Source organism: Bradyrhizobium betae (assembly GCF_004123905.1).
GTDB classification, from domain to species: Bacteria; Pseudomonadota; Alphaproteobacteria; order Rhizobiales; family Xanthobacteraceae; genus Bradyrhizobium; species Bradyrhizobium betae_A.
On record NZ_MZXW01000022.1, the window covers coordinates 369,380 to 382,513 of the forward strand.

Below are 13,134 nucleotides of genomic sequence, written 5' to 3' on the forward strand. Positions count from 1 at the left end.
GCGAGCGCAGCGAAGCAATCCAGGAATCCCTCCGCGGGGACAGTCTGGATTGCTTCGTCGCTTCGCTCCTCGCAATGACGACGTGTTGAGAGATTACTGGCTTGCCCGACCACAATGCTTCGGCTACCATCGAAGCATGAAATCAGGTCCTGACATCGCCATGGTCGCCGCGCTGGTTGGCGATCCCGCCCGCGCCAACATGCTCACGGCGCTGATGAACGGCCGCGCGCTCACCGCGAGCGAGCTGGCGCAGGAGGCCGGCATCACGCCGCAGACCGCGAGCTCGCATCTCTCCAAGCTCGAGGCCGGCGGGCTGGTCGAGCTGGAGAAGCAGGGCCGGCACCGCTACTACCGCCTCACGGACGACGACGTCGCCGGCGTGCTCGAAGGACTTGCGGGCCTCGCCGCACGCACCGGCCATATGCGCGTGCGCACGGGTCCGAAGGATCCGGCGCTGCGGCGCGCGCGGATCTGCTACGACCATCTCGCCGGCGATCTCGGCGTGCAGATGCTCGACACCATGCGCGACCGGAACCTGGTCAGGCAGAAGAAGCAGGAGATCGAGCTGACCGCCGAGGGCGAGCGTTTTCTTGCCAAGCATTTGCAGATCTCGCCCGAGATGCTGGCCCATCCGCGCCGCCCGGTATGCAAGGCCTGCCTCGACTGGAGCGAGCGGCGCCATCACCTCGCCGGCACCTTGGGCGCTGCCATGATGCAGCGCTTCAACGAGCTGAAATGGGCCGCGCGCGACGCCACGCCCGGCAGCCGTGTGGTGAACTTTACCCGCACCGGCGAGAAGCAATTTGCGACGCTGTTCGGGAATGGGAAAGACTGATCAGGCAGGCCGCGTGAAATCGCACATTTGCGTGTGAACTCTCACCGTCGTCATGGCCGGGCTTGACCCGGCCAACCACGCCTTTAGTCCAGTTCACGCCGCATCACGTGGATGCCCGGGACAAGCCCGGGCATGACGGTGATTGTGTCTCTGACCTCACTTCCACCCAGAGCATCCCTATGAACCGCATCTTCTCGGCCGCGCTCGCTGGCGCCCTCCTTGCTATCCCGCTTGCATCCCACGCCGCCGACACCGCTCCCCGCGAGCCCTATGGCATTGCGCTCGAAGGCTTTGCCTATCCTTATCCCGTGCACTTGCTGCCCGTCGTCAATGACGGTGAGCAGCTCAGCATGGCCTATATGGACGTCGCGCCTCAGCAGCCGAACGGCCGCACCGTGGTGCTGCTGCACGGGCGCAATTTTCCGTCGAGCTACTGGGCGCCCGTGATCAAGATGCTGAGCGAGGCGGGTTACCGCGTCGTGGTGCCGGACCAGATCGGTTTTGGCAAATCCTCCAAGCCGCAGGGCGAATTGCATTTCGACACGCTGGCGCGCAACACCGTCGCACTGCTCGACCATCTCAAGATCGATAAAGCAGAGGTCGTGGCGCATTCGCTCGGCGGCATGCTGGGCGTGCGCATTGCGCGTGCCTATCCGGACCGCGTCGCCCACCTTGTTCTGACAACCCCGATTGGTCTCGAAGACTACCGCCTCTACGTGCCGCCGACGCCGACCGAGAAGATCATCGAATCCGAGGACAAGCTCACCGCGGACGGCTATCGCAAGCAGCTCCAGACCAACTATGCGATCAAGCTGCCGCCGGATCAGATCGCGCCGTTCATCGACGCCCGCTTCAACATCAAGAACAGCCCGGATTATCCACGCTGGCTGCGCGCTTATGTCAGCTCGGGCCAGATGCTCTACCGCGAGCCGGTTGCGCATGAGATTCCCCTGATCACCGAGCCGACACTGTTCATCATGGGCGCCGACGACCACAATGCGCCGGGCCGCCCATTGGCGCCGGAAGCGCTGCGCGCGAAAATGGGGCAGAACGCCGAGCTGGCAAAAGCGCTTGCCGCGAAGATGCCGAATGCGCGGGCCGAGGTGATCCCGGACACCGGCCATCTCGTTTTCCTGGAGGCGCCGGAGAAGTACAAGGAGTTGGTGCTGGGCTTCCTCGGCCGCTAGCGCCACTGCTGTCGCGCGAAGCCGCATGCGGAGACCATTCATGCCGCATTCAGGTCTTGATTGGCAGATTTGGATCGCGACGTGTCGATGTGTTGCAAAATTTAACATGTCGAATCGTGTCTTTTGATTCATTGTGCGCCGCGAGCGCCCTGCTCCTCAAGAACTTGCCCTCAAGAACCTGCCCCCCAAGAACCTGCCCCAAGGACGAGAAGGAAGACCAAATGAAATATCTGTTCGCCGCCGTCATGCTCGCCAGCGCGGCCGTCGGTTTCAGCGAGTCCGCCAGCGCCATGCAGGGCTGCGGCCCCGGCTGGGCCCGCGGCCCCTATGGTGGCTGCCGTCCCATGGCCGCCCGTGGTCCCGTTGTCGTGGTCCGACCTGCTCCGGTCGTGGTCGTGCGTCCGCGCGGGTGCCCCTATGGCTTCCGCTGGTACGCCGGCCGCTGCCGCCCGTTCTGATCTCGTCTTTTCGCATTGCGAAGTGGCCGCGCGGCGAAAGCTGCGCGGCCACTTTCTTTTTGCGCGCCTGACGTCGCACCAGCCAGGCTGGAATCAAAACGGGGACCGCAATCGCGATCCCCGTTCAAAACCTGGCTTGCGCGAAGCTTACCAGTGGTGACGATGCCAACGGCGGCGGCGCCAGCCCCAATGGCGGTGGCGCCAGCCCCAGTGATGACCACGACCGCGCCAATGCACCTGCTCGGGCTTGAGTTGCGCGGCTTCCTCGCTGGTGGTGACGGCGGGATGAGCATCCGGATTGCCTTCCGGCATGCGGGCGGTACCGCCGAGCGGCTGCGGCGACAGCGGCGCGGCCTGTGCGGCGGTCGCGAACGCGGCGGCCCCCGCGGCGGCACCGAATGCGAGCTTCAGAAAATTGCGGCGTTCCATGACATCTTCCTCTCAGGCGAGCGTTGCATGATGCGGAACAAGTGTCGGGCGCGCGACATGAACTGCGGCTGAATCGCGCGTTCAGATTCATTGCAACGGTGACAGGATTCGTTCCTACTTCCCAAACTCCTGCGTCAGCACCAGCGTCTCGCGCGAGCGCTTCACCTCGGGCCAGCCGCGGTTGAAATCGGCAACGAGCTGCTTGAGCGCATCAACCCTTCAGCATCGCGGCCAGCTTGGCCTCGTCATCGAACTGATACATAGCCTGGTGCAGCGGGCATGTGTTTCCTCCTGTTGTTCGGCCGCAGCATTGACGGTTATAGTGGCATCAACAAAAAGCCCGCACGACGGACAAAACCGCCGCGCCAATAAGGGAAGGAATGGCCATGCGCAGGATCATCACGGGTCTCGTTGCGATTGCCAGCCTGTGGCCGGCCGCCTCGCCGGCCGAAATCGTCCGCTTCGACATCCTCGCGCGCGAGCCCGCCTTCGCCGGGCGCAGCTTCGGCACTGTTGGCCCCTATGAGCGCATCACCGCCCGCGCGACTTTTGCGCTGAACCCGGCCGACGACCGCAATGCCGTCATCACCGATCTCGCGCTCGCGCCGCGCAATACCAACGGCAAGGTCGAGGCCGTCGCCGATGTCGTGATCCTCAGGCCCATCGATCCCACGCACGGCAACGGCACGCTGTTGCTGGAGGTGCCCAATCGCGGCCGCAAGCTGGCGCCGCAATTGTTCGACGATTCCGCCCAGCCCGGCGCCAACAATGCCGACAAGGCCGAGGATGCCGGCATCGGCTTCCTGCACCGTCAGGGTTTTACGATGGTCTGGGTCGGCTGGCAGGGCGACATCCCCTCCAAGCCCGGACAACTCGCGCTGACCGCACCGGTGATCAAGACCATCGCTGGGCCAGCGCGCGAAGAATTCGTCTTCGACAACACGACCAATCCCGCACGCGCGACGCTCACATGGCCAGCGGCCGATGCTGCCAATCTCAATATCACCGTGCGCGCCGCCTGGGCCGATCCGCGGCAGACGCCGCCGGGCCTCTCGGCAAAGCTGGTCGATCCCGCGACGGTGGAGATCACCCGCCCCGAAAACTTTGACGCCGGCGCGCTCTACGAGATCACCTACACCGCGCGCGATCCTGTGCCGCTCGGCATGGGCTATGCCGCCGTGCGCGAAATCGTCAGCTTCCTCCGCCACGACGAGACACAAGCGAATCCGCTGCTGAACGGCCTGCATCCGTCCGTCAGCCGCACCATCGGTTTTGGTGTCTCGCAATCCGGCCGCTTCCTGCGCGACTTCCTCTATCTCGGTTTCAACGAGGATTTGTCGGGACGCACGGTGTTCGACGGCCTGATGCCGCATGTCGCGGGCACGCGGCGGATGGCGACCAATGTCCGCTTCGGCCAACCCGGCCGCAACCCGCGCCATCTCCAGGATCCGGCGTGGCAGGCCGACCTCTTCCCCTTCACCTACGCGAGTCTCAGCGATCCCTATTCCGGCAAGACCGACGGCCTCTTGCACCGCTGCTCGCTCTCGGCCACCTGCCCGAAGGTGATGCAGACCGACAGCGAGCATGAATGGTGGGCCTCGCACGCCTCGCTGCTCGTCACCGACCTCGCCGGCAACCACCTCGACCTCCCCGACAACGTCCGCGCCTACATGATTTCTGGCACGCCGCATTTCGCCGAAGCCGCCGACACCATGCGCAAGGGCGTGCCCGCGATGTCGCTGCCGCAGAACCCGATGCATGCGGGCATGCCGATGCGTGCGCTGCTCACCGACCTCAACGCCTGGATCAGCGACGGCATCAAACCGCCTGCCAGCCGCGTCCCCATGCGGGCCCACGGCACGCTTGTGCCGGCGCAAGGCGCGGTGCCGACGGATATCCCCGGCCTGCCCTATGCCGGCATCCACACGCTCGCCGCCTTCTCCGACCAGAGTGTGCTGCCGCCGAAGGAGATCGGCCGCTATCCCGTGTTCGTGCCGAAGGCGGACGATGGCGGCATGGCCATCGCTGGTGTCCGCCAGCTTGCGCTGGCCGTGCCGCGCGCGACCTACACCGCATGGAATCCGCGCGCGCTGGGATTTGGCTCGACGGCGCTCTATCCATTGCAAGGCGCAGTCGTGCCATTCGCGCCGACGGAGGCCGCGCGCAAGGAAGTGCATGATCCCAGGCTGTCGATCGCGGAGCGATATGCGGATGATGGGGCGTATGTGGCGGCGGTGAAGCGCGAGGCGGCGCGGCAGGTGGCGGAGAGATTGCTGTTGCCGGAGGATGCGGAACGCGCGATCGAGGCCGCAAAGCAACGCACTTTGGAAAAGCTCGGGCCGTATTGACACGCGCGCCAGCCGGCGCATCACATCAGCTTGATCGATGCATTGCCTTGCGGTTCCTGTGTACGCGGCGTAGCCTTCCACCGCAGGTAGCGCGTTCGAAGGCGATCTGCCGGGTTCGGCCTGGCGGGAGGCAGCGATGGTGGACGAAGTCTCATCTCAGGTCTCGTCTCAAATCTCATGGCACCTTGTCGGTGACTATTTCGAAAATTGCAGCTGCAACATCGTGTGTCCGTGCCTCGTATCGGCGGGTGCCCCGCTGACGGCGCGACCGACCGAGGGCTTCTGCAACGTGCCGCTGATCTTCCACATCGCGAGTGGCCGCTACGGTGACACTGCGCTCGATGGACTCAACGTTCTGGTCATTCTCCACGCGCCGGGCATCATGGCCGACGGAGACTGGTCGCAGGCCACCTATGTCGATCAGCGCGCGGACGATCGGCAGACCGAGGCGCTGGCGGCGATCTTCGGCGGCACGGCCGGTGGTCCCATGGCCGCGTTCGCGCCGCTGATCAGCAAGAACCTCGGGGTGAGCAAAGTCCCGATCACATTCCGGATCGACGGCAAGACGCGATCCGCGGAAATCCCTGGCATTCTGCACATGTCCGTCGATCCGTTGCCGACCATGCATCCGAGCGGGGAAATGTGGGCGAACATCGGCCATCCCGTGAGCCCCGACAGAATGGTGATGGCGGTCGGCGCCCCCGGCAATATTTTCAGCGATCATGGCATGCGCTGGGATAATTCGGGCAAGAACGGCCTCTATGCGCCGATCCAGTGGTCGAACCAGGCTTGATGGCGCTTCTGACGTGACGGCTTGCGAGAAGGCCGGCAACACGCTTCGCAAATGACCGACAGCGCCCTCGAAACCGTGCTGCGGCGCGACCGCTGGATCGTCGGCGGCGCGATCGGAATCATCGTCGCGCTGGCATGGGGCTATGTGCTCTGGCTCGCCCGCGACATGGACATGGGCGGCATGGACATGACCGGATTCCGCATGATTCCGGCGGGGATCGGAATCATGCTGCCGGCCGACGAGCCGTGGCGGGCGATCGAGTTCGCCTACGTGTTCCTGATGTGGGCGGTGATGATGGTCGGAATGATGGCGCCATCGGCAGCACCCATGATCCTCATGTACGCCCGCGTGGCTCGACAGGCAAAGGCGCAAGGCAAGCCATTCGCGGCGACGGGCTGGTTTGCAGCCGGTTATCTCCTCGCCTGGAGCGGCTTTTCGCTTGTCGCAACCTTTCTGCAATGGCTGGTCGAGCGGGCGGCCCTGCTGGACTCCCGGATGACGCTCGCCAGCAACCTGCTCGGCGCAGTCGTGCTGATCGCAGCCGGCATCTATCAATGGACGCCGCTCAAGGACGTCTGTCTCGTCCAATGCCAGTCACCGCTTCTGTTCCTGATTCGCCATGGCGGCTTTCGCGACCATCCGCGTGGCTGCCTTCTGCTGGGGCTTCGGCACGGAGGCTATTGTGTCGGCTGCTGCTGGCTCCTGATGGCGATCCTTTTCGTCGGCGGCGTGATGAACGTGCTCTGGATCGCGCTGCTGGCACTGCTCGTGCTGCTGGAGAAGCTGACGCCGGTCGGACGATGGATCGCGCGTGCGGCCGGCGTTGCCTGTGCGATGGCCGGCGCGTGGCTCCTGGTGTCGTCGCTGCGGTGACCGGCGCAGCTCGGCCGATCGCCGGAACTCGACCGCGATCGACCCGACGACGAAAATAACCTGCGACCATGTCGGGACGCACGCCTCACATCCGTCCTATGCCAAGACAGCACGGAGACGCCGCATGCCCGACCTCACGCTCACCACCTTCGAATGGGTTCCCGAGCCGCCGCGCGGCTTCGTGCGCGACCTTCGCGTGCGCTGGGCGCTCGAAGAAGCCGCCCTGCCCTATCGCGTCGCGAGCGTGCCGTTCGGCGATCGCGGAGCCGCGCATTTCGCGCACCAGCCGTTCGGCCAGGTGCCGTGGCTGACCGACGGCGACCTCTCGATCTTCGAGAGCGGCGCGATCCTGCTGCATCTGGGCGGGCACAGCGCAAAGCTGATGCCGCCGGATCCGCGCGGCCGCGCTGAGGCGACGGAATGGGTGTTCGCGGCACTCAATTCGGTGGAGATGGCGAGCCTGCCCTGGACGATGTCGAAATTCATGGGACATCCGACCGACACGCCGGCCTGGAAATTCGTCGACGACTTCCTCAAGCTTCGCCTCAAGCACATGGAGACGGTGCTGGCTGCCCGCGAGTGGCTGGCGGGCTCCTTCTCCGTCGCCGACATCCTGATGTCGGACGTGCTGCGCGTCGTCGATGGCTTCGACGGGCTGGCGGTCAGTCCAGCCTGCCGCGCCTATGTCGCGCGCGCCACCGGCCGCCCGGCCTTCGCAAAAGCCCGGGCAGACCAGATGGCGCATTTCGCTGCGGCGGATAAAGCGCGCGGGGCGTGACCTGCCGCACACAATCGAGCGGGGTTCGCCGTAAGATCACTGCCATCGGAACGAAGCAATTTCCTTCAGATTAATCCGGCGAAGGTGACACATGGCCCGCATCGAATATCTCAAGGATCAGCTTGCCCGCGTCGAGCGACTGGCGAAGGCGATCCTCGACCAGCAAACCGTGGAGCGGCTTCAAACCTTCGCAGCCGAATGCCGCGGGGAGTTGCAGGTCCTGTCGCGCAGGACCGCCGCGTAAGGAAGCGCGTCACACCAGCTTCATCGGCGTATCGGCAACCACGCGCAGGTCAAACGTTCCAATCAACGCCGCGCGGCGCGCCTCCGCAGCGCCAATAGCGGCCTCAGTTTGCTGCAACGTGCTGATGTTCGAACCGAGCGACACGATCCCGCCCAGCACCAGGGCGATCGATCCCAGCGCGGCGGTCAGACCTGCCCCAAACAGCCCGAGGATCGTGAACAACAGCAGCGCGCCACCGCCGCCGATCGCGATCTTGGATGCCAGAATGTACTTCCGGCATCGCTCGGCGATTTCGGCGAGCCGCTCGATCCGATCTTCGATATCGGAGATTTCGTCGGTCGGATCGTCTTCGGTCATCGCTTCACTCGTCCCGAGCAAACTGCCTGAGAAATCCAAAGAACTCAAAATTGGGTGGATGCGGGAATACGATCTCCGACTGGGTGACGATCTTTCGTTTGTCGCCCCATGTCTGGACTTCGTCACGAGAGATGTATCGACCGGTTATCTTGAGCGGATTTGCATCAGTCTCCAGGAACGTGCAGGTCGCTTGAATGGTCCGGTCAGATCCAAGCGTGCCGACGATCCTGATCGTCTCGCGCCCCAATTGATCCGGCGCCGCCTCTCCTGAATCGGCTGCGTCAAAAACGCGAAGCTCGATTTTGCTTCCGCGAAACGCGACCTCCCCCTTTCCACCCTTCGGCACCCATTTCGGCCCTGACGCGAAGCTCTTTCCAACTCTGATGAAGTCCCACAGCTCCGCGGCCTCAGCGCGAGGAATGCCCGTCGCGAGTATCATTGCGAGCAACAGCGGGATTCTGATGAACAAGCTCGCGGGACGGGACATTCCGACAACGATGCACTGCTAGAGAGACTGGTCGAGTAGCATGAACGCGACGACTTGCGGAACGGAAACGAAAACCCGGATTTCGCTACGCTCCCTCCGGGCTACGCATCCCTCACAACGGCAAATTGTCGTGCTTCTTCGCCGGCATTTCCACCTTCTTGTCCTTCAGCATCGCCAGCGCCCGCGCGATGCGCTTGCGGGTCGAGTGCGGCATGATGACGTCGTCGATGTAGCCGCGCTCGGCGGCGATGAAGGGCGACAGGAAACGGTCTTCGTATTCCCTGGTGCGCGCCGCGATCTTGTCGGGGTCGCCGATGTCTGCGCGGAAGATGATCTCGACCGCGCCCTTGGCGCCCATCACGGCGATCTGGGCGGTCGGCCAGGCGTAGTTCATGTCGGCGCCGATCTCCTTGGAGGCCATGACGTCGAAGGCGCCGCCATAGGCTTTTCGGGTGATGATAGTCACCAGCGGCACGGTGCACTGCGAGTAGGCGAACAAGAGCTTTGCGCCGTGCTTGATCAGGCCGCCGTATTCCTGCGCGGTGCCCGGCAGGAAGCCCGGCACGTCGACGAAGGTGACGATCGGGATGTTGAAGGCATCGCAGAAGCGGACGAAACGCGCGGCCTTGCGTGAGGCGTCAGAGTCGAGCACGCCGGCCAGCACCATCGGCTGGTTGGCGACGAAGCCGACGGTGCGGCCGGCGATGCGGCCGAAGCCGGTGACGATGTTCTTCGCAAACAAATCCGCGATCTCGAAGAAATCGCCCTCGTCCACGACCTTCAGGATCAGCTCCTTCATGTCGTAGGGCTTGTTCGGATTATCGGGGATCAGCGTGTCCAAGGACATGTCGACCCGGCCGATGTCGTCAAAACTCGGCCATTCCGGCACGCCGTCGGTGTTGTTGGACGGCAGGAAATCGATCAGGCGCCGCATCTGCAACAGCGTCTCGACGTCGTTCTCGAAGGCGCCGTCCGCGATCGAGGAGCGCGTGGCGTGCACCGAGGCGCCGCCGAGTTCTTCGGCGGTGACGACCTCGTTGGTGACGGTCTTGACCACGTCGGGGCCGGTGACGAACATGTAGCTGGTGTTCTTCACCATGAAGATGAAGTCGGTCATCGCAGGGGAATAGACGTCGCCGCCGGCGCAGGGGCCCATGATGACGGAGATCTGCGGGATCACGCCGGAGGCGAGCACATTGCGGCGAAACACGTAGGAATAGCCGGCGAGCGCGGCGACGCCCTCCTGGATGCGGGCGCCGCCAGCATCATAGAGGCCGATGATGGGCGCCCGCGCCTTCATCGCCATGTCCTGGAGTTTTGTGATCTTCAGCGCGTGGGTCTCGGACAGCGAGCCGCCGAACACGGTAAAGTCCTTGGCAAACACAAACGTCTTGCGGCCGTTGACGGTGCCCCAGCCGGTGACGACGCCGTCGCCGGGCACCTTGTTCTTCTCCATGCCGAACTCGGTGGAGCGGTGCTCGACGAACATGTCGAACTCCTCGAACGATCCCTTGTCGAGCAAGAGCTCGATGCGCTCGCGCGCGGTCAGCTTGCCGCGGGCGTGCTGCGCCTCGATGCGCTTCTCCCCGCCGCCGAGCTTTGCGCCGGCACGACGGTCTTCAAGGGCGTCCAGAATATTCTTCATTTGCTCCCGCCAGTTCTTAGCCTAAATGCGATTGGCGGGGGTTCTAACACGGCATTTTGCGGGCCGGGAAGCCGCTTTCGGCGCCGCAGGGCTGCCTTGCCGCAGCGTGAAAGCGCAAGGAATTACAAAGTTTTGCCCGGGAGGCGACGATGGACCAAGGATCGGCCGAGACAGGCTCCGCAACAGGCGGCGTCAAGATCCTGCTGCGGCTGGAGGGCCTGACCCTGTTCGCAGGGATGGTGATGCTCTACGCATGCTGGGAGGGCTCCTGGCTGGTGTTCGCCCTGCTGTTCTTCGTGCCCGATCTGAGCTTCCTGGCCTACCTCGCCGACGCCAGATTCGGCGCATTGATCTACAACGCCGCGCACAGCTACATGGCGCCGGTGGCGCTGCTGACGCTGGGTTTTGGTCTCGCCTCCCCCCTCACCCTGTCCATCGCCATGATCTGGCTCGCCCATATCGGCTTCGACCGGGCGCTGGGCTACGGGTTGAAATATTCGGCCGGATTCGGCTTCACCCATCTCGGCCGGATCGGGCGGCAGAAGGACGCCTGATATTTGCCGCGCCAGCCAGTTGACCCGGCCAGCCGATTCAGGCTTGCTCGGGCTTGCGATCAGGCGCCGAATGTTGCGTGAGCCCAGTCGGTACGGCGGCTGTCATTATGCCCTGGCTCAAGCATCACCTCATGTCCGCGACGGTCGTCCCACTGCCGCCGAAGCCATCGTCCGAAACCGTCGACTTCCTGCGGCGCATGGCCAGCATGGTGTCGGGGCGGAACGGCGAGATGCTGCTGCGCGCCGCCGGTCTGATCGAGTCGCTGGCACAGCGGGCGATGACGGCCGAGCGGCTCTATCACCAGACGCAAGAAGAGAGCACGCGCCATGTCGAGCTGCGCGAGGCCGCCGAGCTCGCCTCCGATGCCATGGTCGGCCAGATCGAGGCGCTGCGGACGCAGCTTGCCGAGGTCACCGCGGCGGCCGCCGCCGAGCGCGCGGCGTTCGATACCGAACGCAACAAACTGCTCGGCCTGATGCAGCATGCGGAGAGCCATATCGGCAAGCTTACCACCGAGCTCGACAGCTTGCGCGCCTCCGTCGAGAGTTTCAACGAGACCGTGGTCTCGGTGCCGATCGAGGTGCTGCGGCTGGCGCGCACCCAGTTCGATGTCCTCTCCGCCGGATTTGCCCGCAAGGGCGACGTGATCTCGCAGGCGATGAGCGAGATCGGCGGCTTTGCGATCGACCAGGCCCTGACGGTGAAGAAGACGGACACCGCCTGAGGCTCCGAGTCGTCATGCCCGGGCTTGTCCCGGGCATCCACGTTCTTTGCCACCGTTGAAGAAAGTCCGGGGATGGCCGGGACAAGCCCGGCCATGACCGCCGTGGAGGCAGACGGCACGAAATTGACAGCGCGCGGGTCCGTTGTTCTACTCTCTGAAAATCAAAAGGGAGCATCCGATGCCGACGGCATTTCGCGTCATTGCAGCACTTACTGCGCTCTGCGCTTCCATCATGCTCGCCAATGCTCAAGCCCTTCCCAAGGAGGTCGCCACCCGCGCCGAGATCTATCCGATCCCCTCGCTCACTTTGTCGGACCAGCAATTCCTCAGCGGCGATGCCGCCGCCGCCAAGCCCGTAACGGTCGCCGGCGAATTCCGCGTTGCCCAAGGCACAGGCAAACTTCCCGTCGTGGTGCTAATGCACGGCTCCAGCGGCGTCGGTGCCACCATGGAAGCCTGGGTGCACGCGTTCAACGCCATGGGCATCTCCACCTTCGTGATCGACGGCTTTACCGGCCGCGGCCTGACGGTGGTCGGACCGAACCAGGCGCTGCTAGGCCGGCTCAATCTGATCGTCGACATCTACCGCTCGCTGGAGATTCTGGCGAAACATCCGCGCGTCGATCCTGATCGCATGGTGCTGATGGGCTTTTCGCGCGGCGGACAGGCGACGCTCTATGCCAGCCTCGAACGCTTCAACAAGCTCTGGAATAAATCCGGCGTCCAGTTCGCCGCCTACATCCCGTTCTATCCGGATTGCTCGACGACGTACGTTGGCGACGCAGAGGTCGCCGCGCGCCCGATCCGCATCTTCCACGGCGCGCCCGACGACTACAATCCCGTGAAGAGCTGCAAGGCGTTCGTCGAGCGGCTCAAGGCCGCCGGGCGCGACGTCGTGCTGACCGAATACCCCGAGAGTGCGCACGGCTTTGACAGCGGCCTGCTCGGCGTCAACACCGTTACGGTGTCCACCAGCGCGCAGACCGTGCGCAACTGCAACATCAAGGAAGGCGACGGCGGCGTGTTGATGAACGGCGAGACCAACGCGCCCTTCACCTACAAGGATGCCTGCGTCGAGCTGAACCCGCATGTCGGCGGCAATCCCACCACGGCGGCCGAGTCGCGCAATGCAGTGGTGGAATTTTTGCAGGCGCTGTTCAAGCTGGGATAGAAGCCGCGCGCCGCCATACACTCCGTCATTGCGCGCGCACCGAAGCAATCCAGAATCGCGCCGCGGAGCAAGTCTGGATTGCTTCGTCGCAAGGGCTCCTCGCCATGACAGGTCGGGAGGGCGCGTCCCTACGGCTCACCCGGCTTGCGCCAACACCAAAGAGGCGTTGCGTGGTTCGTTTACCACCCACCCTTTTTTTTTGGTTGTTCGGGAGGAGCTTAATTTGTGGGTATACGGGAGTGCAACTCGA

At 64.2% G+C, this 13,134-nt stretch carries 15 protein-coding genes; 11 read left to right on the forward strand and 4 right to left on the reverse strand.

Annotated features, from left to right (window positions below):
- Nucleotides 1–136 precede the first annotated feature (136 nt).
- From B5V03_RS21470 to B5V03_RS21480, 3 genes are all read left to right on the forward strand, one after another.
- Nucleotides 137–835 (forward strand): ArsR family transcriptional regulator, encoded by a 699-nt coding sequence (locus B5V03_RS21470; protein ID WP_164988176.1) that lies wholly within the window; start codon nt 137–139, stop codon nt 833–835.
- Between the two features lie 179 nt (nt 836–1,014).
- Nucleotides 1,015–2,022, forward strand: coding sequence for an alpha/beta fold hydrolase (locus tag B5V03_RS21475; protein WP_129272375.1), 1,008 nt, complete (start codon nt 1,015–1,017; stop codon nt 2,020–2,022).
- Between the two features lie 221 nt (nt 2,023–2,243).
- A complete protein-coding gene (locus B5V03_RS21480) occupies nt 2,244–2,480 on the forward strand; it encodes a GCG_CRPN prefix-to-repeats domain-containing protein (RefSeq protein WP_129272376.1) in 237 nt (78 codons plus the stop codon).
- 147 nt (nt 2,481–2,627) lie between these two features.
- Here B5V03_RS21480 and B5V03_RS21485 read toward each other — a convergent pair whose 3' ends face one another.
- On the reverse strand, nt 2,628–2,909 hold the full coding sequence (locus tag B5V03_RS21485; protein WP_129272377.1) for a twin-arginine translocation signal domain-containing protein: 282 nt from the start codon (nt 2,907–2,909) through the stop codon (nt 2,628–2,630).
- 386 nt (nt 2,910–3,295) lie between these two features.
- On the opposite strand from B5V03_RS21485, the gene B5V03_RS21495 reads away from it, so the two are divergent.
- From B5V03_RS21495 to B5V03_RS41560, 5 genes are all read left to right on the forward strand, one after another.
- A complete protein-coding gene (locus B5V03_RS21495) occupies nt 3,296–5,257 on the forward strand; it encodes an alpha/beta hydrolase domain-containing protein (RefSeq protein WP_129272378.1) in 1,962 nt (653 codons plus the stop codon).
- A gap of 136 nt (nt 5,258–5,393) precedes the next feature.
- A complete protein-coding gene (locus tag B5V03_RS21500; RefSeq protein WP_129272379.1) occupies nt 5,394–6,050 on the forward strand; it encodes a DUF1326 domain-containing protein in 657 nt (218 codons plus the stop codon).
- Nucleotides 6,051–6,101: 51 nt separating this feature from the next.
- Entirely contained in the window at nt 6,102–6,923 is an 822-nt protein-coding gene (locus B5V03_RS21505; protein WP_129272380.1) for a DUF2182 domain-containing protein, read from the forward strand.
- Between the two features lie 124 nt (nt 6,924–7,047).
- Entirely contained in the window at nt 7,048–7,701 is a 654-nt protein-coding gene (locus B5V03_RS21510; protein ID WP_129272381.1) for a glutathione S-transferase family protein, read from the forward strand.
- Between the two features lie 91 nt (nt 7,702–7,792).
- Nucleotides 7,793–7,945 carry a hypothetical protein gene (locus tag B5V03_RS41560; protein WP_164988177.1) on the forward strand — a complete coding sequence of 51 codons (153 nt, stop codon included), beginning with the start codon at nt 7,793–7,795 and terminating at the stop codon, nt 7,943–7,945.
- A gap of 9 nt (nt 7,946–7,954) precedes the next feature.
- Here B5V03_RS41560 and B5V03_RS21515 read toward each other — a convergent pair whose 3' ends face one another.
- From B5V03_RS21515 to B5V03_RS21525, 3 genes are all read right to left on the reverse strand, one after another.
- Complete coding sequence (locus B5V03_RS21515; RefSeq protein WP_129272382.1) at nt 7,955–8,302, reverse strand: hypothetical protein; 348 nt, start codon at nt 8,300–8,302, stop codon at nt 7,955–7,957.
- Between the two features lie 4 nt (nt 8,303–8,306).
- Nucleotides 8,307–8,789: a hypothetical protein gene (locus tag B5V03_RS21520; protein WP_129272383.1), complete on the reverse strand. Its 483-nt coding sequence runs from the start codon at nt 8,787–8,789 to the stop codon at nt 8,307–8,309.
- Between the two features lie 112 nt (nt 8,790–8,901).
- Entirely contained in the window at nt 8,902–10,434 is a 1,533-nt protein-coding gene (locus B5V03_RS21525) for an acyl-CoA carboxylase subunit beta (protein ID WP_129272384.1), read from the reverse strand.
- Between the two features lie 149 nt (nt 10,435–10,583).
- Here B5V03_RS21525 and B5V03_RS21530 point away from each other — a divergent pair, with 149 nt between their 5' ends.
- The 3 genes from B5V03_RS21530 (at nt 10,584) to B5V03_RS21540 (ending at nt 12,884) form a co-directional block, all read left to right on the forward strand.
- Nucleotides 10,584–10,988, forward strand: a complete 405-nt coding sequence (locus B5V03_RS21530) for a DUF4260 domain-containing protein (RefSeq protein ID WP_129272385.1) — start codon at nt 10,584–10,586, stop codon at nt 10,986–10,988.
- A 131-nt stretch (nt 10,989–11,119) separates the two neighbouring features.
- A complete protein-coding gene (locus B5V03_RS21535; protein WP_164988178.1) occupies nt 11,120–11,713 on the forward strand; it encodes a hypothetical protein in 594 nt (197 codons plus the stop codon).
- A gap of 178 nt (nt 11,714–11,891) precedes the next feature.
- Entirely contained in the window at nt 11,892–12,884 is a 993-nt protein-coding gene (locus tag B5V03_RS21540) for a dienelactone hydrolase family protein (RefSeq protein WP_129272387.1), read from the forward strand.
- Nucleotides 12,885–13,134 lie beyond the last annotated feature (250 nt).

Coding starts and splice junctions, on each gene's coding strand:
- B5V03_RS21475 (WP_129272375.1), top strand. CDS start 1,015: ATGAACCGCATCTTCTCGGCCGCGCTCGCTGGCGCCCTCCTTGCTATC.
- B5V03_RS21500 (WP_129272379.1), top strand. CDS start 5,394: ATGGTGGACGAAGTCTCATCTCAGGTCTCGTCTCAAATCTCATGGCAC.
- B5V03_RS21525 (WP_129272384.1), bottom strand. CDS start 10,434: ATGAAGAATATTCTGGACGCCCTTGAAGACCGTCGTGCCGGCGCAAAG.
- B5V03_RS21520 (WP_129272383.1), bottom strand. CDS start 8,789: ATGTCCCGTCCCGCGAGCTTGTTCATCAGAATCCCGCTGTTGCTCGCA.
- B5V03_RS41560 (WP_164988177.1), top strand. CDS start 7,793: ATGGCCCGCATCGAATATCTCAAGGATCAGCTTGCCCGCGTCGAGCGA.
- B5V03_RS21530 (WP_129272385.1), top strand. CDS start 10,584: ATGGACCAAGGATCGGCCGAGACAGGCTCCGCAACAGGCGGCGTCAAG.
- B5V03_RS21485 (WP_129272377.1), bottom strand. CDS start 2,909: ATGGAACGCCGCAATTTTCTGAAGCTCGCATTCGGTGCCGCCGCGGGG.
- B5V03_RS21510 (WP_129272381.1), top strand. CDS start 7,048: ATGCCCGACCTCACGCTCACCACCTTCGAATGGGTTCCCGAGCCGCCG.
- B5V03_RS21495 (WP_129272378.1), top strand. CDS start 3,296: ATGCGCAGGATCATCACGGGTCTCGTTGCGATTGCCAGCCTGTGGCCG.
- B5V03_RS21480 (WP_129272376.1), top strand. CDS start 2,244: ATGAAATATCTGTTCGCCGCCGTCATGCTCGCCAGCGCGGCCGTCGGT.
- B5V03_RS21535 (WP_164988178.1), top strand. CDS start 11,120: ATGTCCGCGACGGTCGTCCCACTGCCGCCGAAGCCATCGTCCGAAACC.
- B5V03_RS21515 (WP_129272382.1), bottom strand. CDS start 8,302: ATGACCGAAGACGATCCGACCGACGAAATCTCCGATATCGAAGATCGG.
- B5V03_RS21505 (WP_129272380.1), top strand. CDS start 6,102: ATGACCGACAGCGCCCTCGAAACCGTGCTGCGGCGCGACCGCTGGATC.
- B5V03_RS21540 (WP_129272387.1), top strand. CDS start 11,892: ATGCCGACGGCATTTCGCGTCATTGCAGCACTTACTGCGCTCTGCGCT.
- B5V03_RS21470 (WP_164988176.1), top strand. CDS start 137: ATGAAATCAGGTCCTGACATCGCCATGGTCGCCGCGCTGGTTGGCGAT.